A 20,046-nucleotide genomic window follows, 5' to 3' on the forward strand; every position below is an offset into this window, starting at 1 on the left:
TCGCGTTTTACCAATAAGTAAATGGAGCGCTACTGATGTCCTCCTCGCCACAACTCACCTGGCCCGACCAGCACAAAGCCTGCCTCGCCCTGGCCTTCGACCTCGACGGCCCGACCGGCGATGCCATGCTCAACGGCTCAATCTGGCGCAAGCCCGAGTACTTCGGTTTCGGCGGTTACGGCCCTTACCGCGCCCTGCCACGAATCCTCGATGTACTCGATGAGTTCCGGATCCCGACGACGTTTTTCGTCCCGGCCTGGGTCGTGGAGAACTGGCCGAAACAGTGCCAGGCGATTGTCGAGCGCGGGCATGAAGTGGCCTACCACGGTTACAAACACGAATCCTTTTACGCCCTGACGCTGGAACAGCAAAAGGACGTGATGAAGAAATCCCGCGAGGTGTTCTGGAAGCACTTGAACATCCGCGCCGAAGGTTTCCGCACCCCGTCCGGCGACTGGCGCGCCGAAACCCCGGCGATGCTGGTGGACGCCGGCGTGACCTATTCCAGTAGCATGCGCGGTGATGACCGGCCGTACCTGGTGAAAGTGCCGGGCCACGACACGCCGTTGGTGGAAATCCCCGGCCGCTGGGAAATGGACGACTACGCCTCCCTCGCTTACACCCGCGCGCCGGACTTTCCTTCGGGACTGGACCGCACCGCCAGCTACGCGCTGACCCTCGATAACTGGTGCCGCGAGTACGACGGCGCCATGAACGAAGGGTTGTGCCTGACCACCCTGTTCCACCCCAAGATAACCGGCAAACCAGGACGCATCCTGCTGCTGGAAAAACTCTTCGAACACATGCGCCAGCGCGATGACGTGTGGTTCGCCACCTGCCGCGATGTCGCCCAGTGGTGGCTGAAGGAGCATCACCATGGCTGAGTCCACTGTCTGGCCCAAAGGCTACCGCTGCGCCGTGGTGCTGACCGTCGATTACAACGACATCCACGGCATCCTCACCCAGGCCCCGGAAGTCGCCGGGCGCGACAAGACGCTGTCGGTCTGGCGCTATGGCACCCAACGCGGCGTCGACCGGTTGCTCGGTTTATTCGAAGCACTGGGGGTTTCCAGCAGTTGGTTTGTGCCCGGTATCGTCGCCGAGGAAAACCCCGGGCACATTCGGGCAATCCAGGCAGGCGGGCATGAAATTGCCTGCGCCGGATATCGCCATCAGAACTACGACAACTTGAGTCTCGCCGAGCAAAGCGCCGAGATTGCCAAAGGCTGCGAGGCGCTGACCGCGCTGACGGGGCAGCGCCCGACGGGGTTTCGCATTCCGGCCGGTAACGGTGCGCCGGGTTTCATCGAGGCGTTGAAGGATCACGGCATTTGCTGGTCATCGTCGTGGCGCGGTGATGATTTGCCGTTTGCTCACCCGACCGCGCCCGACGTCATTGAGTTGCCGTTGCACTACGAACTGGAAGACGAACCCTACTTCGCCTTCAACCTCAGCCCGGCCGTGCCGCCGGCGCAATCGCGCATCGCTTCTTACAGCCACACCCTGGGCAACCTGCAAATGGACTTCGCCGGGTTTCACCGGTTTGGCTTGTGTTATGTGCTGCGGCTCCATCCGGAGATCATTGCTACGCCCGGGCGGATTGGCGTACTGCGCGAGTTGCTGGAGGGGATTCAACAGCACGATGACGCGTGGATTGCCACGGGCGCCGACGTCGCGCAATGGTGGGCTGAATCGGCTCGGCCGGTGACCGAGGACCATCCGGCGGCCGTGTATGAGCGACATTATCGGGATTACCTTTCATGAGTGAGCGGATGCAGCGATTGGCGCAGTTCTGCGTCGACACCCGATTCGAAGACTTGCCGCCCGCACTGGTGGCACAAGCCAAGCGGCACATACTCGACACCTTCGGCGCGACCCTGGCCGGGGCTGGCAGCGATGTCGCGAAACAGGCACGTCAGGTGTTCGACGGTGAAGTCGGGAGCGCGCTGATCTGGGGCACCGATCAGCGCACTGGCGCGGCTCAGGCCGCCATGCTCAATGGTGTCGCCGCCCATGCCCTGGAACTGGACGACACCGGCGGCTGCGACCATTCCGGTGCGGTGGTGCTGCCGGCGGTCATGGCGGCGGTGTCGATGTCTGGAAAACCGGTGAATGGCCGGGAGTTGATCACGGCCGTGGTGATCGGCTACGAAATCGGCCGCCGGGTGCTCGAAGCCTGCGGCAGTTATTCGGCCCACAACGGCGCCGGCTGGCACTCCACCGCCACCTGCGGCGTGTTCGGCGCGGCGGCGGCCAGTGCGCGAATTCTCGGGCTGGATACCGCGCAAACCGTCTCGGCGCTGGGCATTGCCGGCAGTTTCAGTGGGGGGTTGTGGGCATTCATCCACGACGGTTCGCAAAGCAAGAAACTTCACAGCGGTCGTGCCGCCGAGGGTGGATTGCTGGCAGCACGATTTGCCCAACGCGGCATCACCGGGCCGACGAAGTTGTTCGACGATGTCTGGGGCGGGTTTCTCAAGACCCTGGCCAGTGAGACTGCACAACCTGAAGCGCTGGATGCCGATCTGGGCGTCGTATGGAAACTTTCTCGTTGTTCAATCAAGCCATACGCGGCGTGCCGAGGAACCCATTCGGCAATCGATGCGTTGGGACTGCTGCTGGATCAGCTGCAGGTCGGCGCGGACCAGGTCGAGGATGTTCAGGTGTCGTTGTGCGGGTTTCTGCAGGACATGTGCGGCGGGCGCGACGTCGGCACGTTGGCAGCGGCGCAGATGAGCCTGCCGTATGCCCTCGCGGTGCGGCTGGTGCAGGGTCATTGCCGATTGGATGCTTATGACGATGAACAACGGGGCGATCCGCGGATTGCTCACTGGATGTCGCGCATCCGTCTTGAAGTGGACTCGCAACTGTCAGAGGATGGCGAGCCCATCGTCAGCGTGCGGACCGTGGACGGTCGGCAGGCGAGCTTGTGTGTCGACCCGCCGTTGGGTGCGCCGGGCAATCCGTTGAGTGATGCGGCGTTGGAGCAGAAGTTTTTCAGTCTGGCAGGGCGGGTGATGTCGCGACAGCAGGCTGTGGAACTACTCGGGCAGTTGCAGCGACTGGAAACGCTTGAATCGGTTCGTTCGCTGGATCGGTGGCTCACTTGACTATGTCGTTGTCTGTGCGGGCCTCTTCGCGAGCAAGCCCGCTCCCACAGGGGAATGCGTTCCAAATGTGGGAGCGGGCTTGCTCGCGAATGGCCGCGACGCGGTACATCGGCGAACACCACAAAATCTGAATAAGGATATTTGCACCACCGTGGCCACTTACTCACTCGTTATCCGCCGGTTGATGATCGTTTCGCTGACCATCGTCGTCAGCCGCGCCATCACCAGCCCGCTGCTGACGTTGTTCCTGAGCAACAAACTCGGCCTCAACCAACAGGATGTTGGCTTGCTGCTGGGCATCGCGGTGTTCATCGCCACCCTGCTCGCGCTCTACGGCGGTTACATCATCGACCGCCTCGAAAAGCGCCGGCTGCTGATCCTCGCGATGCTCTCCAGCGCCATCGGCTTTGTACTGCTGACCTTCGCCGAAAACCTCTACCTGACCACCGCCACCCTGGTGATCACCGAAACCGCCTCGGCGCTGTTCCTGATCGGTTCGAAGGCGATCCTCAGCGAAAACCTGCCCATGGGCCAGCGCGCCAAGGCGTTTTCCCTGCGCTACACCTTGACCAACATCGGCTACGCCACCGGCCCGATGCTGGGCGTGGTGATTGCCGGGGTGTATCCGATTGCACCGTTCCTGATCGCTGGCGGTATCGCGTTCTTCAGTATTTTCCTGATGATCGGGATACCGAAGGACTCGGCCCAGACACCTGCAATCGGCCAGCCCCAGAGTTTTCTCAAGACGCTGGTCACCCTGAAAAACGACCGCACGCTGATCATGTTCACCTGCGGTTGCCTGCTCAGTACCGTGGTCCACGGCCGTTTCACCCTGTACCTGTCGCAATACCTGCTGGTGACCCACGACTCCAAACGGGCACTGGAAACCATGGCCGCCCTGCTCGCCTGCAACGCGATCAGCGTGATCCTGCTGCAATACCAGATCGGCCGTTTCCTCAAACGCGAGCAATTGCGTTACTGGATCGCGGGCGGTACCAGCCTGTTCATCGTCGGGCTGATCGGTTTCAGCCTGGCCGACAGCCTTGTGAGCTGGTGCGTGGCCATGTTCATCTTCACCCTCGGTGAAATGATCATTTACCCCGCCGAATTCCTCTTCGTCGACACCCTGGCCCCGGAAGAGCTGCGCGGCAGCTATTACGGCGCGCAAAACCTCGCGGCCCTCGGCGGTGCCCTGAGCCCGGTGATTTGCGGTTACCTGCTGATGCACACTCCGCCGCCAACGATGTTTTATGCCCTGAGCGCGCTGACCGCCATGGGCGGTTTCCTGTGTTTCATGAGCGGTCGTCGGGTGGCCTTACAGCAAAATTAATGCACTAAAACTGCATTAATATGAATTTGTCAGCATCAGGAATGAACGGCACACTGTGCCCGTTCCTCCCCCAATAGTTGGAACAACTTCAAGGGCTTTCTGGGTATCCCAGCTAAGCCTTTTTTTTGCCTCGGTTTTTTTCAACGGATCGTCTGCCTCATGTTCGCTCGCTGGTTTCCCGCCGCCATCAACACCCGCCCCTCCGAATGGAGCCGGGCCGCCATCGGCATGTCCTTGGGCACGATGTTCAGCGTCTGGCTGTGCAGCCAGGTATTCGGCATGCAAGTGGCGCAGCACTTGATCGGTCCGCTGGGTGCATCGGCCGTGTTGTTGTTTGCAGTGTCCTCCGGCGCCCTCGCCCAGCCTTGGTCGATTCTTGGCGGCTACCTCAGCGCCGGGGTGGTTTCGCTGCTGGTCGCTCACGTGCTCGGACGAACCCTCGGCAGCGCATGCCTGGCGGCCGGCATGGCATTGATTCTGATGTGCTGGCTGCGTTGCCTGCACCCACCGGCCGGGGCGTTGGCACTGCTGTTGGTGTTGGCAGACCCGGCGACCATTGCCCTGGACTGGAAAGCCCTCGGCCCGGTGATGCTCAGCGGATCGACCATGCTGCTCAGCGCCCTGGCCTACAACAACCTGACGCGCATTCGTTACCCAAAACGCGCCAGCGAACCGGTGTCCAGGGTGCCGGCCGATCGCCCGCCCACCGACAGCCAGGCGATCACCGCCCAGGACCTGAAACTGGCCCTGGCGGACATGGAAGCCTTCTTCGACGTCACCCCCGAGGACCTCGAACAGCTGATCCATGCCAGTGAGTTGCATGCCAAGCGGCGCAGCATTGGTGAAGTCCTTCGAGGCAGAACCTGACAGCGCCCACGGTCCTTGTAGCAGCTGCCGAGCCTGCGAGGCTGCGTTCGAGGACGAAGTCCTCGCAAACCCGGTGCACACGGTTTGTCTGACATACCGAGTTGGCTGGTTTCACGACGGCTCCGCCGCCGAACGCAGCCTCGCAGGCTCGGCAGCTGCTACGGATCGCGTTATGGCAAAGAATTGATCAGGCTGCTGACAATTGCCGTACCGGCACTGCCAGGCTCACCGCGCGCACCGATGCCCCTGCACTCAAGCCCAGCGTTTTGGCAGTCTGCGCATCGACAATCAACGTCCCAGCAGCCACCCGCGCCGGAGCCGCGGTAATCCGGCATTCGGCAAACTGGCGGTTATGAATCAGGTAAGTCGCCGCCTGCTCCCCCGGTGTGCCAATGCTCAGTTGCAGCACCTGACTGTCACGCACTGCGCGGATGTCGCCGGTGGCGCATTCGATCAGCGGGCCGCCGTCGAAGATGTCGATGTAATCGCGGTGCTCGAACCCTTCAGCCTTGAGCATCCCCAGCGCTGGTTCGGTGTTGGGGTGGACGCGACCGATGACCGTTCGCGCCGCTTCCGGCAACAGGCAGGTCGGCAGCGGAAACTTGGGCATCAGCTCGGCGATGAACGTCTTGTTACCCAGCCCGGTCAGGTAGTCGGCATCGGCAAAATCCATTTTAAAGAAGTGCCGCCCCAGACCTTCCCAGAACGGTGAAACGCCCTCTGCGTCCGAGTATCCGCGCATCTCGGCGATGACCTTCTCCCCGAAATGCTGACGAAATTCCGCCAGAAACAGGAACCGTGCCTTGGACAGCAAACGCCCGTTCAGACCGCTGCGGTGATCGGCATGCAGAAACAGCGAACACAATTCCGAATGGCCGGTCATGTCGTTACCGAGGAACAATGTCGGCAGCTGTTGATTGATCCCGAGGTTTTTCGAGGCCGCGACAAACAGGCCCAGTCGATAGTTGTACCAGGGCTCGCGCAGGCCGACGGCACCGGCCAGTGCGCAAATGCCGATGGCTTCGTGCTGGTCATTCTCGAGCACAAACAGGTAATCGGCATCGGCGCGTTCGGCCTCGCCGGCGAAGGTTTTCGCCGCCCATTCCAGACGCTGACGCAGACGCCCCGCGTCGGCGGGCAAGGTGGTCAAACCGGTTCCGGCGCTATGGGCCAGGGCTAACAGTGCCGGCAGGTCTGCCGGTGTGGCTGGACGAACGATCATTGCAGTTGCTCCCGGGTAACCCGATGTTTGGACAGAAAGACCTCGGCCAACATGCAGCGCGCACTGCCGCCGCCGATGCGCTCGATGGTGTCGATATTGACGGGGAGTGGCGTGGTGTGGGCTTCGATCAAACGACGTTGCGCGGCATCCAGCGATTGCCAGGCCGTGCGCGACATCACCAGCAAAGGTTCGCCCGCAGCGTTGTGGACCTCCAGCATGTTGCCGGCGAAGGATTCCAGCTGCTCCCAGCTCAGGGCGATGACCTTTTTACCGCTGTCTTCCAGTCGCGAACGCAGGGCCAGGCGTTCGGCCGGCTGAGTGACCGACGCCAGGCAAGCCACGGCCAGGCGCGTGCCGACACTCATCATTACGTTAGTGTGGTAAATCGCGACGCCCTGGCGGTCCACTGCATTGAAGGCGCACAGCTCGTAACCCAAATGACTGACCACCTGATCCAGGGCACGGGCATGGGTGCGGGTGGAGTAACCGGCGTAGCAAATCCGCTGCTGACGATCCAGCACCATGCTGCCGGTGCCTTCGAGGAACACTTCCTGCTGTTCGAGGCTGGAAAGGTCCAGCAACTGTTCCACCCGGTACTCGTCCCGCAACCAGTCAAGCACGCCTTTGTCCCGCTCCAGACGCCGGTTGTGGCCCTGCATCGGGTACAGCACCAAGGTGCCGTCGGGGTGGCTGCTCCACCAATTGTTAGGGAAGATCGAATCCGGGGTGTGCGGTGCTTCGCGGTCGTTGTGCACAATGACCTCGACACCGTGGCTGCGTAGCGCAGCAACGTAGCCATCGAACTCTTGCAGGGCCTTTTGCTGAACGTCTTCACTGACGTCGGCCGGCTGCTGGAATCGGTTGTTCGCCGCCGTGTCCTGATTGAAGGAGAAACGTGTCGGGCGAATCATCAAAACAGTATTGGTGGTTTGCATGGGCACAGATTCAATGAGGGTTAAGAGGTACTCATTGTCTGTGTCGCAGGCTAAAAAACCCGGTTGATAAGTGGCTGCGGCGTGATGAAAACGGCTGAAAAACGTGTGTGGCCCAGCCGATTCGGCGGCGACCAGACAAAAAAATCGCAGCCCGAAGCTGCGATTTTTTTGCTCTGCCAAACCTATTCCATCGTGGTCTTGACCATCGCCAGTTCCGGATGGCTGACCAACTTGTCGATGTGCAAATCCGGATCATCGAACCATACTTCGGTCAGCACCCGATAATGCTCCATGTCCCGGCAACGCATGCGCAAGCTGTAGTCGAACGCACCGCTGATCAACCGACATTCCAGCACCTGCGGACAGGCGCGGACCTTGGCTTCGAACGCCTTTTGCGCCGCCCGCCCACTCTGGTTGGACAACGCAACCAACACCAGTAACGACAAGCCTGGTGTCAGTTTCTTTTCATCGAGAATCGCGCCATACCCACGAATGACCCCGAGCTGTTCGAGCTTGCGCACCCGTTCCAGGCACGGCCTGGGCGTGAGGTGTACGCGCTCGGAAAGCTTTTGATAAGTGATGCGCCCTTCGTGGCGCAGCACTTCGATGATTGCCTGATCGATACGATCAAGCACGATCGACAGATCGCGGATATCCGCCATGTACGTCTTGCCTCACTTCAAACGACCCGATAGAAATTGCTGCAAACGTTCACTTTTTGGCTGGTCGAGGATCGTAGCGTCACCCTGCTCCTCGACCTTGCCCTGATGCAAGAACAACACCTGGCTGGAAACCTGCCGGGCAAACCCCATTTCGTGGGTCACCATCAACATGGTACGGCCTTCTTCGGCCAGTGCCTGAATTACCTTCAGCACCTCACCCACCAGTTCCGGATCGAGTGCCGAGGTCGGCTCGTCGAACAACAGAATCTCCGGTTCCACTGCCAGGGCACGCGCGATTGCCACCCGCTGTTGCTGTCCGCCGGACAGAAACGCCGGGTATTGATCGGCCACTCGTTGCGGCAGACCGACCTTGTCCAGATAGGCCCGCGCACTTTCTTCGGCGGCCTTGCGGCTGATTCCCAGCACCCGACACGGCGCCAGCACGATGTTCTCCAGCACCGTCAGATGGCTCCACAAATTGAAATGCTGGAACACCATCGCCAGGCGCGTGCGCAAACGCTGCAATTGCGCCGGATGAGCGACGCGCATGCCACCGGCACCCGGGCGCGTAATGACGCGCTCGCCGTCCAGTTCAATGGCGCCTTCGTCCGCGCGCTCCAGAAAATTGATGCAGCGCAGCATCGTGCTTTTACCCGAACCGCTGGCGCCGATCATGCTCACCACATCGCCTGCCCGTGCATTCAACGAGACGCCCTTGAGCACTTCGTTGTCACCAAAACGTTTATACAGATTTTCAACCGTGAGTTTGTACATGTCAGCACTCCTGGAGCGGCGCGCCTGGCGGCACCGCTCTGGATAGAAAATGGGATTCAGTGAGTCGGACCGAGAAAACTCAGCCAGCGCTTCTCTGCCAACCGGAAGGCTGCGACCAGGCCGAACGACAGCGCGAGGTACAGCAGGCCGGCAATGCCGAAGGCCTGGAAAGTCATGAAGGTCGCGGCGTTGGCGTCCCGGGCGATTTTGAGGATGTCCGGAATGGTGGCGGTGAACGCCACTGAAGTCGCGTGCAACATCAGGATCACTTCGTTGCTGTAATACGGCAGTGCCCGGCGCAACGCCGAAGGCAGAATCAGCCGCAGGTACAGGCGCCAGCCACTCAAGCCATACGCATGGGCGGCCTCGATTTCACCGTAGGGAATGCTGCGAATCGCCCCGGCAAAGATTTCCACGGTGTACGCGCAAGTGTTGAGCGTGAACGCGAGCAAGGTGCAATTCATCGCATCGCGAAAAAATGCTTCGAGCAGCGGTTGCGAGCGCACCACCGCGATGCCGTAGATCCCGCTGTAGCAAATCAGCAACTGGATATACAGCGGCGTACCGCGAAATACATAGGTGAACAGCTGAACCGGCCAGCGCAACAGGCCCCAGCGCGAGGTGCGCATGATCGCCAATGGCAACGACAGGAAGAACCCCATCACAATGCTCGCCACCAGCAGCCACAACGTCATGGCCAACCCGGTGAGGCTGTAGCCGTCGCTGAACAGAAAGGGTTTCCAGTATTCGGCAATCAACTCGATCATCGTGCCATCCCCCGCACACCCTGGTTATAGCGCCGTTCCAGCACGCGCAAAACGTAGTTCGAAGCGCTGGTGATCAGCAAATACAGCGCCGCTGCCAGCAGCAGGAAATCGAGCATGTTGAAGGTGCTTTTGCCGGCTTCCTGCGCAACCTTGACCAAGTCCGACAAACCGATGATCGACACCAGCGCCGTGGCCTTGAGCAGTACCAGCCAGTTATTGCCAAGGCTCGGCAAGGCGAAACGCATCATCTGCGGAAACACCACAAAGCGAAACCGCTGCCAGCGGTTCAGACCAAAGCACGCAGCGGCTTCCTGCTGGCCGCGCGGCACACTCAGAATCGCCCCGCGAAAGGTCTCGGTGAAATACGCGCCGTAGATAAACCCGAGGGTGATGACGCCGGCCACGAACGGGTCGATTTCCATGTAGGGCCAGTCCATTGCCTCGGTCAGGCTGCTCAGCCAGCCTTGCAGGCTGTAGAAAATCAACAGCATCAGCACCAGGTCCGGCACACCGCGAATCAGCGTCGTGTAGAAGGTCGCCGGCAGATTCAACAGCTTCAGCGGCGACAGTTTCGCCGCCGCGCCGAGCAGGCCCAGCGCCATGCTCACCAGCAGCGAGAGCGCTGACAATTTCAGCGTGACCCAGGTGCCGTGCAGCAACAAAGGGCCATAGCCTTGCAGGGCCGAGAGATCGACCCCGATCAGATTCAGGAAGGAGTTCACGTCAGTCACCTGTCTTGAGGCGCCCGCGCTCAAGCGCTGCGCCTGTTACCAGGACGCAGCCTTCGGGGCGCGAGGATCAGTAGTTGTAGAGGTCCAGATCGCCGAAGTGTTTCTGCTGGATCTGCGCGTAGATACCCTTGTCATGCAGGGCTTTGATGGCGGCATTGAGCATGCCTTTGAGTTCTTCGTTGTCCTTGCGCACGCCGATGGCGATGTCGGATGGGACCAACGGGTCACTGATGCCTTCACTGTTCTTGAAGTCTGCGCCTTGGGGGGAAGTCAAAAAGCTCATTTGCGCCTGCATCTTGTCCTGGATGGAGGCGTCGAGACGTCCAAATACCAGGTCAGCGTAGACCTGATCCTGATTCTGATAAGCCCGCAGTTTCACGCCGCCGGGTGCCAGTTTGGCCTTGGCGTAGGTTTCCTGAATCGTGCCCTGCATGTAACCGATGGTCTTGCCCTGCAGCGACTCGGCGGTGGGCAACAGCCCGGAATCCTTGCGAGTGACGATGGCGGTCGGCCCTGCATACAGGCGATCGGTGAAGTCGATCTGTTTTTTACGTGCATCGGTCACCGTCATCGACGATTCGATGGCATCGAACTTACCTGCCTTGAGCGCCGGGATCAGCCCGTCGAAGTCATTGCTGACCCACACGCATTTCACCTTCAATTCGGCGCAGATCGCGTTGCCCAAATCCACGCCAAAGCCCTGCACGCCGCCATCGGCGGTGGTGGACTCAAAAGGCGGGTAACTCGGGTTGACGCCGAATCGCAGCTCTTTCCATTCCTTGGCACTGGCGCCGGTGGTGCAGCACAGCAACGCGATTGCCGGCAAAGTCAGCCATTTGATGTTGATCATCTTCTTGAGTCCCGGATTATTTGGATTTATCGCGGTCTGGCGCCTGCGCCTGACCACACTTTTTGACAGGGGCAGAGAGTCGATGCGGTATTCACCGCAGCCGTATTTGTTGTTGTTTTCGACCGGCCCGAGCCAGTCGTCGGAGTGCAGTCCGTTCCAGGCGCATCGTCGCAAGCGCTTGAAATGGACCGCCAGAATGCCAATTGCCAGGCCGGTGCAGGTGTCGAAAGTCCCCGTCCAGACAGCTCAACTGCGCTGAACGAGTGGCTTGCACAGCCGATTCTGTCGTTGGTCGCCCTAGATCAAGAGATCGCAGCCTTCGGCAGCTCCTACAGAGCCGTGTCTCACTGTGATATTGCGGATGAACATTGATTGCGTAGGAGCTGCCGAAGGCTGCGATCTTTTGATCTTGCTTTAAGGCAAAAACGCAAACTAACCCTGCACATATGCCGGTTGTACATCACAAATTTGCACTGGTACGATCCAGCATCGCTCGCGCGCGAGCTTCTCTATAAAGAACAATAAAAGCAGGGAGTTAGTGATGACTGCTCAGGTTTCTTCTCCGCGGACTTCTTCCATGGATGCCATGCAAAACGAAGTGCTGGCCGAGGTTCGCAACCACATCGGTCACCTGACCCTCAATCGCCCCGCCGGACTCAACGCCATTACCCTGGACATGGTGCGCAATCTGCAGCGTCAGCTCGACGCCTGGGCACTGGATCCGCATGTACACGCGGTGGTATTGCGCGGTGCTGGCGAGAAGGCGTTCTGTGCCGGCGGCGACATCCGTTCGCTGTACGACAGCTTCAAAAACGGCGACACGCTGCACGAAGATTTCTTCGTCGAGGAATACGCCCTCGACCTCGCGATTCACCATTACCGCAAACCGGTGCTCGCCTTGATGGACGGTTTTGTCCTGGGCGGCGGCATGGGCCTGGTACAAGGTGCCGACCTGCGGGTGGTGACCGAGAAAAGCCGTCTGGCGATGCCGGAAGTGGCGATCGGTTATTTCCCGGATGTCGGTGGCAGCCATTTCCTGCCACGCGTTCCCGGTGAACTGGGGATCTACCTCGGCGTCAGCGGCGTGCAGATCCGTGCGGCCGATGCGCTCTATTGCGGCCTGGCCGACTGGTACCTGGAAAGCGACAAGCTGGGCACCCTGGACGATCAACTCGATCAACTCGAATGGCACGAAACACCGTTGAAGGATCTTCAAGGTCTGTTGGCGAAACTCGCGGTGCAAAAGCTACCCGACGCGCCATTGAGCGCGTTGCGTCCGGCCATCGATCACTTCTTCGCCCTGCCCGATGTGCCGAGTATTGTTGAGCAACTGCGTGAAGTAACGGTCGCCGACAGCCACGAGTGGGCCACGACCACCGCCGACCTGCTGGAAAGCCGTTCACCGCTGGCCATGGGCGTGACCCTGGAAATGCTTCGTCGTGGTCGGCACTTGAGTCTGGAAGACTGCTTCGCCCTTGAGCTGCACCTGGACCGTCAATGGTTCGAGCGCGGCGACCTGATCGAAGGCGTGCGCGCCTTGCTGATCGACAAAGACAAGAAACCGCGCTGGAACCCGCCGACCTTGCAGGCGCTGGACGCCGAGTACGTCGCGAGTTTCTTCACGGGTTTTGACCAAAGCGGGAGCTGAGCCATGCACGATATCGAATTGAGCGAAGAGCAAGTCATGATCCGCGACATGGCCCGGGACTTTGCCCGCGGCGAAATCGCGCCCCACGCCCAGGCCTGGGAAAAGGCCGGCTGGATCGACGACGGTCTGGTGGCGAAGATGGGCGAACTGGGTCTGCTGGGCATGGTGGTGCCCGAGGAATGGGGCGGCACCTATGTCGACTACGTCGCTTACGCATTGGCCGTGGAAGAGATTTCGGCTGGCGACGGCGCCACTGGCGCGCTGATGAGCATTCACAACTCCGTGGGCTGCGGTCCGGTCCTCAACTACGGCACTGAAGAACAGAAACAGACGTGGCTACCGGATCTCGCCAGCGGTCAGGCCATCGGCTGCTTCTGCCTGACCGAACCCCAGGCCGGGTCCGAAGCCCACAACCTGCGCACCCGCGCTGAACTGCGCGACGGCCAATGGGTGATCAACGGCGCCAAGCAATTCGTCAGCAATGGCAAACGGGCGAAACTGGCCATCGTGTTCGCGGTGACCGATCCGGACCTGGGCAAGCGCGGCATCTCGGCGTTCCTTGTGCCGACCGAAACAGCGGGGTTCATCGTCGACCGCAGTGAACACAAAATGGGCATCCGTGCTTCCGATACCTGCGCGGTGACCCTGAGCAACTGCACGATTCCCGAAGCCAACCTGTTGGGTGAGCGCGGCAAAGGACTGGCGATTGCCCTGTCGAACCTTGAAGGCGGCCGCATCGGCATCGCGGCGCAGGCGTTGGGCATTGCCCGTGCGGCGTTTGAAGCGGCGCTGGCCTACTCGCGGGATCGGGTGCAGTTCAACAAGCCGATCATCGAGCACCAGAGCATCGCCAATATGCTGGCCGACATGCACACCCGGTTGAACGCGGCACGACTACTGATCCTGCATGCCGCGCGGTTGCGCAGCGCTGGTAAGCCGTGTCTGTCGGAGGCTTCACAGGCGAAGTTGTTTGCGTCGGAGATGGCCGAGAAAGTGTGTTCGTCGGCGATGCAGATTCATGGCGGGTATGGGTATCTGGAGGATTACCCGGTGGAGCGTTACTACCGGGATGCGCGGATTACGCAGATATATGAAGGGTCGAGCGAGATACAGCGGATGGTGATTGCTCGGGAGCTTAAGAACTATTTGGTGTGATGTTTGGGAATGGGGTGGCCTTTAGATCCACCCCTCACCCTAACCCTCTCCCCAGAGGGGCGAGGGGACTGACCGAGTTGTTTTGTAGAAATTCTGCGACCTCAAATACCGAGTCGAACTCAGGATTTGAAAAGCATGGAGATGTGCTCCCTTTCCCCCCTCTCCCCTATGGGGAGAGGGCTGGGGTGAGGGGTGGATCTAAAGGCCACCCCGCAATATCACTTCCCCTTGAACTCCGCCTCACGCTTGGCAATAAACGCCGCCATCCCCTCCTTCTGATCCTGCGTCGCAAACGCCGCATGGAACACCCGACGTTCAAAGCGCACACCTTCCGACAGGCTCACTTCAAACGCGCGGTTGACGCTTTCCTTGATCATCATTGCAATCGGCAGCGACTTCCTGGCAATCAGCGCCGCGACTTTCAACGCTTCTTCCAGCAACTCATCTGCCGGAACAATCCGCGCCACAATCCCGCAACGCTCCGCTTCCACCGCATCGATCAAGCGACCGCTGAGGCACATTTCCATGGCCTTGGCCTTGCCCACCGCGCGGGTCAGGCGCTGGGTGCCGCCCATGCCTGGCAGTACGCCGAGGTTGATTTCCGGCTGACCGAATTTGGCGTTATCGCCGGCCAGGATGAAGTCGCACATCAGCGCCAGTTCACAACCACCGCCCAAGGCGAAACCGTTGACGGCGGCAATGATCGGCTTGCGGCGGTTAGCCACGCGATCGCTGTCGCTGAACAGGTCGTCAAGGTAGATCTGCGGATAGGTCAGCTCGGCCATTTCCTTGATGTCGGCGCCGGCCGCGAACGCTTTTTTCGAGCCAGTCAGCACGATGCAGCCGATGTTCGAATCGGCTTCCAGGCCATCGAGTGCGCTGTTCAGCTCGCTGACAATTTGCGCGTTCAACGCGTTCAGCGCTTGCGGACGGTTGAGAGTAATCAGGCCAACGCGACCGTGGGTTTCCAACAAAATCGTTTCGTAGCTCACAAGTGTTTTCCTTCTCAAAGATTGCGCGAAATGACCATGCGCTGAATATCGCTGGTGCCTTCGTAGATCTGGCAAACCCGCACGTCGCGGTAGATCCGCTCCAGCGGGAAATCGTTCAAGTAACCGTAACCGCCGAGGGTTTGCAACGCCGAGGAACAGACTTTCTCGGCCATTTCCGAGGCGAACAGTTTGGCCATGGACGCTTCGACCAAGGCCGGTTTGCCGCTGTCACGCAGCGCCGCCGCGTAATGCACCATTTGCCGGGCGACGGCGATTTGGGTCGCCATGTCTGCCAGGCGGAACGCGACCGCTTGATGCTCGATGATCGGTTTGCCGAAGCTTTCACGCTCGCGGGCGTAGTCGCGGGCCGCTTCGAACGCGGCGCGGGCCATGCCCACCGATTGCGAAGCGATGCCGACACGGCCGCCCTCGAGGTTAGCCAGGGCGATTCGGTAGCCTTCGCCCTCCTCGCCCAATCGGTTGGCGACTGGCACCTTCACGTCCTCAAACAGAATTTGGCAGGTGTCGGACGCGTGCTGACCGAGCTTGTCTTCGACCCGCGCGACTTTGTAGCCCGGCGAATCGGTGGGCACGATCAGCGCCGTGATGCCACGCTTGCCGGCACTTGGGTCGGTCACGGCAAACACGATCACCACTCCGGCATTCTGCCCGGACGTGATGAACTGCTTGCAGCCATTCAACACGTAATGATCGCCTTCCAGACGCGCACGGGTTTTCAAGCCGCTGGCGTCGGAGCCGGCCTGCGGTTCGGTCAGGGCAAAAGCCCCGAGCATCGAGCCGCTGGCCAAAGGTTTGAGGAATCGCTCTTTCTGGTCGTCGTTGCCGTACTTGAGAATCGGCACGCAACCCACCGAGTTGTGCACGCTCATGATGGTCGAGCAGGCGCCGTCGCCGGCCGCGATTTCTTCCAGGGCCATGGCGTAGGCCAGGTAACCGGTGTCGCAACCGCCCCACTCTTCCGGCACCAACATGCCGAAGAAGCCCAGTTCCGCCATCTCGCCGATGGCTTCCTTGGGGAAGCGATGCTCGCGGTCCCACTCGGCGGCGAACGGTTTCAGCCGTTCCTGGGCAAACTGCCGGGCCGCTTCGCTGATCTGAAGTTGTTCGTCATTGGGAATCATGACTAGTCCTTAATTGGGTTGAACGCAAAACCTGTGGGAGCTTTGTGGCGAGGGGGCTTGCCCCCGTTGGGCCGCGCAGCGGCCCCAAGAATCTGCGAGCGCTGCGCACTCGAACGGGGGCAAGCCCCCTCGCCACAAAACCCGCTCCCACAGGGATTGGTGGCAGCCTTAGTAGAGGCATTCAACGGCCATGGCCGTGGCTTCGCCGCCGCCGATGCAGATCGCTGCAACGCCGCGTTTCAGGCCTTTCTGGCGCAGGGCCGAGAGCAAGGTCACGAGGATCCGCGCGCCAGACGCACCGATCGGGTGACCGAGGGCGCAAGCGCCGCCGTGAACGTTGATCTTCTCGTGGGGGATTTCCAGTTTGGTCATGGTCACCAGACTGACCACGGCGAAGGCTTCGTTGACTTCGACCAGATCGACTTCGTCCAGCGACCAGCCGGTTTTCTTCATCAGCTTCTCGATCGCGCCCACCGGTGCCACCGGGAACAGGCCCGGGGTGTCGGCAAACGCGGCGTGGCCGTGAATCACTGCCAGCGGTTTCAGGCCGCGCTTTTCAGCTTCGGAACGGCGCATCAACACCAGTGCCGCAGCACCATCGGAAATGGAGCTGGAGTTCGCCGCGGTCACCGTGCCGCCGTCGCGGAACGCCGGTTTCAAGGACGCGATCTTGTCCAGTTTGGCTTTCGGTGGCTGTTCGTCGTTGCTGATCAGCACCTGCTCTTTACCGACGGTCACGGTGAGCGGCACGATCTCGTCTTTGAAGCTGCCGTCCTTGATCGCCTGCTGCGCGCGGGTGGTCGAGGCAATGGCAAACGCGTCCTGGGCTTCACGGGTGAAACCGTTGGTTTCAGCGCAATCCTCGGCGTAGGTGCCCATCAAGCGGCCCTTGTCGTAGGCGTCTTCCAGGCCGTCGAGGAACATATGGTCAAGTACCCGACCGTGGCCCATGCGGTAGCCGCTACGGGCGCGGTCCTGCAGATACGGCGCGTTGGACATGCTTTCCATGCCGCCGGCGACAACCACATCGGCGCTGCCGGCCACCAGCATGTCGTGGGCCAGAATGGCCGCTTCCATGCCCGAACCGCACATCTTGTTCAGGGTGGTGCAGCGGGTTGATTTATCCAGCCCGGCGCCCAATGCGGCCTGGCGCGCCGGGGCCTGGCCGAGGCCGGCGGAAAGGACGCAACCGAACAGCACTTCTTCAACCGAGTCTGACGCCACACCGGCACGCTCGACAGCAGCGCGAATCGCCGCAGCACCGAGTTGCGGCGCGGTCAGGCTTTTCAGTTCGCCCTGGAAACCGCCCATCGGGGTGCGGACGGCGCTGACGATAACAATGGGATCGTTGGAAATAGTCATGACAAATCCTCCTTACTTGGCGGCCATGCGCAAGGCACCGTCGAGACGGATCACCTCGCCATTGAGCATGCTGTTTTCAATGATATGCCTGACCAGCCCGGCATACTCGCCTGGTTTGCCCAGGCGCGGCGGAAACGGCACGCCAGCCGCCAGGGACGCGCGGACTTCCGGGGTCATGCCGGCCATCATCGGTGTTTCGAAAATGCCCGGGGCGATGGTCATCACGCGGATGCCGAAGCGCGCCAGTTCACGAGCGGCGGGTAAGGTCAGGCTGACGATCGCGCCTTTGGAGGCGGCATACGCGGCCTGGCCGATCTGGCCGTCGTAAGCTGCAGCCGAGGCGGTGTTGATGATCACACCGCGCTCGCCGTCAGCATCTGCTTCGGTTTCGGCAATCGCCGCAGCGGCCAGGCGCAGCATGTTGAAACTGCCGATCAGGTTGACGTTGATCACCTGGCTGAAATTGGCCAACACGTGTGGGCCGTTCTTGCCGAGGATCTTCTCACCGCGCACGATACCGGCGCAGTTGACCAGACCATTCAGGCCACCGAAGGCTTTGACCGTCGCCTGCACAGCGGCTTGCGCCGCGGCTTCGTTGCTGATGTCCGCCACCACGCTTTGCGCGCCGAGACGTTCAGCCTGGGCCGCAACGGCTTCGGCGTTCATATCCACCAACATAACTTTGGCGCCCGCCGCGACCAGCATTTCAGCCGTGGCCGCACCGAGGCCCGACGCACCGCCGGTGACGAGAAAAACCTTGTTTTCGATCTGCATCATTGTTTCCTTGGATTCAAGCTGAAACGTTCTTCGCGGCGGCCTCTTGAGCCTTGGCGATTTCCTGATTGCGCAAGATAAAGCGCTGCAATTTGCCGCTAGGGGTTTTCGGCAATTCGCTGACAAATTCGATTTCGCGGGGGTACGAGTGCGCGGCCAGTCGTTTGCGCACGTGTTGGCGCAATTCTTCGGCCAGTTCCGGTGCAGCGCGGTATTGCGCGCTGAGCACGACAAAGGCTTTGACCAGTTCAGTGCGTTCCGGATCGGGCTTGCCGACCACGGCCGCTTCGACCACGGCCGGGTGTTCGATCAACGCGCTTTCCACGTCGAACGGACCGACGCGATAACCGGAGGTGGTGATCACGTCGTCGCTGCGGCCGACGAAGCTGATGCTGCCGTCCGGGTTCCACTCGACGGTGTCGCCGCTCAGGTAATAGTTGCCGACGAAGGCCTTGGTCGGTGCGCCTTCGTAACCGGCGAACCAGCACATCGGCGACTGGGTACGATCGATGGCCAGAATGCCCGGCTGGCCGACGCCGAGTTCTTTGTACTCGTCATCCAGCACCACGATGCGGTGGCCCGGCGAGGCGAAACCGGCGGCGCCCATGTGGATCGGATGCTCGAGGCCATGGTGATTGCACAGGACCATGCCCAGTTCGGTCTGGCCGTAATGGTCGTGAATGACAACGCCGAGGTTGTCGGCGAACCAGCGAATCACTTCCGGATTCAGCGGCTCGCCGGCGCTGCTGACGATGCGCAGTTTGCCCTTGATCGACTTGGCGAATTCGTCGCCACCCGCGATCAACAGACGATAGGCCGTCGGCGAACCGGTGAGGTTGGTGATCCCGTATTTGTTGATCACCCGGCAGGTGCTTTCGAGGGTGAACGGGCCATCGTAAAAGGTGATCGGATGCCCCATGGCCATGGGACCTGTGACACCGAAATAGATGCCATAGGCCCAACCCGGATCGGCGACGTTCCAGAAGGCGTCTTCGGGGCGCAAGTCCACGGCGTCACGGGTGTAACTCTGGAAGGCGACGATGGCCTTGAGCGGTACGGACAGCGCTTTCGACGGACCGGTGGTGCCCGAGGTGAACATCAGCAGGAACGGGTCTTCACCGGTCAGCAGGACCGGTTCGCACACAGGAGAATAATTGGCCAGTTCGGCCCAGAAGCTGTAATCGCCGCGGACGATGCCTTGGCCTTTGGGGCCGGCGACGGTGACGATGGTCGGGCAGTCGGCGACTTCAGAGAGTTTAGAGCGATTGCCGGCGTCGGTGACCACCACTTTGGCGCCAGAGGAGCTGAGGCGGTGTTCGATGGCTTTCGGGCCGAATGCCGTGAACAGCGGCTGGTAGACCGCGCCGATGCGCCAGGTGGCGAAGACGGTAATCAGCAATTCGATGTTACGTGGCAGGAGACCGGCAACCTTGTCGCCTTTTTTCACGCCTTGGGCCAGGAGGAAATTGGCGAAACGCGCCGCTTTGTCCTGCAAGTCGCTGAAGGTGTAGGTCGCGCTGGCGCCATCGCGGCCTTCCCAGAACAGCGCGATGCGCCCCGGCAAGGCATGCCGGTCGCAACACTCGACACAGGCGTTGAGGGCAGTCAAATCGCCCGCGAGTGCGGCGTCGACGGTGTGCTGATAATTGAACTGTGATGTAGCAGACAAATAATCGCGCATTGCCAGAATCCCTTTGTATTTTTATTAGGCTGGGGGAACCTTGA

At 60.8% G+C, this 20,046-nt stretch carries 19 protein-coding genes; 7 read left to right on the forward strand and 12 right to left on the reverse strand.

Annotated features, from left to right (window positions below; all coding sequences use genetic code 11):
- The first annotated feature begins 35 nt into the window (after positions 1-35).
- The 5 genes from ACSQ87_RS17375 to ACSQ87_RS17395 all read left to right on the forward strand — a co-directional run bounded on the left by ACSQ87_RS17375 (position 36) and on the right by ACSQ87_RS17395 (position 5,307).
- On the forward strand, positions 36-884 hold the full coding sequence (locus ACSQ87_RS17375; protein ID WP_436273908.1) for a polysaccharide deacetylase family protein: 849 nt from the start codon (positions 36-38) through the stop codon (positions 882-884).
- Complete coding sequence (locus ACSQ87_RS17380) at positions 877-1,764, forward strand: polysaccharide deacetylase family protein (protein ID WP_436273909.1); 888 nt, start codon at positions 877-879, stop codon at positions 1,762-1,764. Before ACSQ87_RS17375 ends, ACSQ87_RS17380 begins: the two co-directional genes overlap by 8 nt.
- Positions 1,761-3,110, forward strand: coding sequence for an MmgE/PrpD family protein (locus ACSQ87_RS17385; protein WP_436273910.1), 1,350 nt, complete (start codon positions 1,761-1,763; stop codon positions 3,108-3,110). The genes ACSQ87_RS17380 and ACSQ87_RS17385 overlap by 4 nt, the downstream gene beginning before the upstream one ends.
- A 151-nt stretch (positions 3,111-3,261) precedes the next feature.
- Positions 3,262-4,440, forward strand: coding sequence for an MFS transporter (locus ACSQ87_RS17390; protein ID WP_223430391.1), 1,179 nt, complete (start codon positions 3,262-3,264; stop codon positions 4,438-4,440).
- Positions 4,441-4,599: 159 nt separating this feature from the next.
- On the forward strand, positions 4,600-5,307 hold the full coding sequence (locus ACSQ87_RS17395) for an HPP family protein (protein WP_436273911.1): 708 nt from the start codon (positions 4,600-4,602) through the stop codon (positions 5,305-5,307).
- 187 nt (positions 5,308-5,494) lie between these two features.
- On the opposite strand, the gene astA is transcribed toward ACSQ87_RS17395, so the two are convergent.
- From astA to ACSQ87_RS17430, 7 genes are all read right to left on the reverse strand, one after another.
- Entirely contained in the window at positions 5,495-6,529 is a 1,035-nt protein-coding gene (astA, locus tag ACSQ87_RS17400) for an arginine N-succinyltransferase (protein ID WP_223430389.1), read from the reverse strand.
- Positions 6,526-7,464 (reverse strand): citrulline utilization hydrolase CtlX, encoded by a 939-nt coding sequence (ctlX, locus tag ACSQ87_RS17405; RefSeq protein WP_436273912.1) that lies wholly within the window; start codon positions 7,462-7,464, stop codon positions 6,526-6,528. Before ctlX ends, astA begins: the two co-directional genes overlap by 4 nt.
- A 182-nt stretch (positions 7,465-7,646) precedes the next feature.
- Positions 7,647-8,126 (reverse strand): Lrp/AsnC family transcriptional regulator, encoded by a 480-nt coding sequence (locus ACSQ87_RS17410; protein WP_007974731.1) that lies wholly within the window; start codon positions 8,124-8,126, stop codon positions 7,647-7,649.
- A 12-nt stretch (positions 8,127-8,138) separates the two neighbouring features.
- Positions 8,139-8,900: an ABC transporter ATP-binding protein gene (locus ACSQ87_RS17415; RefSeq protein WP_008155281.1), complete on the reverse strand. Its 762-nt coding sequence runs from the start codon at positions 8,898-8,900 to the stop codon at positions 8,139-8,141.
- A 56-nt stretch (positions 8,901-8,956) separates the two neighbouring features.
- Positions 8,957-9,667 carry an ABC transporter permease gene (locus ACSQ87_RS17420; RefSeq protein ID WP_436273913.1) on the reverse strand — a complete coding sequence of 237 codons (711 nt, stop codon included), beginning with the start codon at positions 9,665-9,667 and terminating at the stop codon, positions 8,957-8,959.
- Entirely contained in the window at positions 9,664-10,389 is a 726-nt protein-coding gene (locus ACSQ87_RS17425) for an ABC transporter permease (RefSeq protein WP_033054762.1), read from the reverse strand. The genes ACSQ87_RS17420 and ACSQ87_RS17425 overlap by 4 nt, the downstream gene beginning before the upstream one ends.
- Positions 10,390-10,465: 76 nt before the next feature.
- Positions 10,466-11,248 carry a transporter substrate-binding domain-containing protein gene (locus tag ACSQ87_RS17430; protein ID WP_436273914.1) on the reverse strand — a complete coding sequence of 261 codons (783 nt, stop codon included), beginning with the start codon at positions 11,246-11,248 and terminating at the stop codon, positions 10,466-10,468.
- A gap of 541 nt (positions 11,249-11,789) precedes the next feature.
- Here ACSQ87_RS17430 and ACSQ87_RS17435 point away from each other — a divergent pair.
- Together ACSQ87_RS17435 and ACSQ87_RS17440 are read left to right on the forward strand one after the other, a co-directional pair.
- Positions 11,790-12,896 (forward strand): enoyl-CoA hydratase/isomerase family protein, encoded by a 1,107-nt coding sequence (locus tag ACSQ87_RS17435; RefSeq protein ID WP_436273915.1) that lies wholly within the window; start codon positions 11,790-11,792, stop codon positions 12,894-12,896.
- A gap of 3 nt (positions 12,897-12,899) precedes the next feature.
- A complete protein-coding gene (locus ACSQ87_RS17440; RefSeq protein WP_436273916.1) occupies positions 12,900-14,051 on the forward strand; it encodes an acyl-CoA dehydrogenase family protein in 1,152 nt (383 codons plus the stop codon).
- 218 nt (positions 14,052-14,269) lie between these two features.
- On the opposite strand, the gene ACSQ87_RS17445 is transcribed toward ACSQ87_RS17440, so the two are convergent.
- The 5 genes from ACSQ87_RS17445 to ACSQ87_RS17465 all read right to left on the reverse strand — a co-directional run bounded on the left by ACSQ87_RS17445 (position 14,270) and on the right by ACSQ87_RS17465 (position 20,002).
- The gene (locus tag ACSQ87_RS17445; RefSeq protein ID WP_223430383.1) at positions 14,270-15,043 is read right to left on the reverse strand and encodes an enoyl-CoA hydratase; all 774 of its coding nucleotides are present in this window, start codon (positions 15,041-15,043) and stop codon (positions 14,270-14,272) included.
- 14 nt (positions 15,044-15,057) lie between these two features.
- Positions 15,058-16,185: an acyl-CoA dehydrogenase gene (locus ACSQ87_RS17450; protein ID WP_046046988.1), complete on the reverse strand. Its 1,128-nt coding sequence runs from the start codon at positions 16,183-16,185 to the stop codon at positions 15,058-15,060.
- A 168-nt stretch (positions 16,186-16,353) separates the two neighbouring features.
- A complete protein-coding gene (locus ACSQ87_RS17455) occupies positions 16,354-17,547 on the reverse strand; it encodes an acetyl-CoA C-acyltransferase (protein WP_436273917.1) in 1,194 nt (397 codons plus the stop codon).
- 12 nt (positions 17,548-17,559) lie between these two features.
- Positions 17,560-18,321 (reverse strand): SDR family NAD(P)-dependent oxidoreductase, encoded by a 762-nt coding sequence (locus ACSQ87_RS17460; protein WP_134421544.1) that lies wholly within the window; start codon positions 18,319-18,321, stop codon positions 17,560-17,562.
- Positions 18,322-18,337: 16 nt separating this feature from the next.
- On the reverse strand, positions 18,338-20,002 hold the full coding sequence (locus ACSQ87_RS17465) for an AMP-binding protein (RefSeq protein ID WP_436273918.1): 1,665 nt from the start codon (positions 20,000-20,002) through the stop codon (positions 18,338-18,340).
- Between the last annotated feature and the right edge of the window lie 44 nt (positions 20,003-20,046).

The organism is Pseudomonas sp. LjRoot277 (genome assembly GCF_964253845.1).
Taxonomy (GTDB): Bacteria; Pseudomonadota; Gammaproteobacteria; order Pseudomonadales; family Pseudomonadaceae; genus Aquipseudomonas.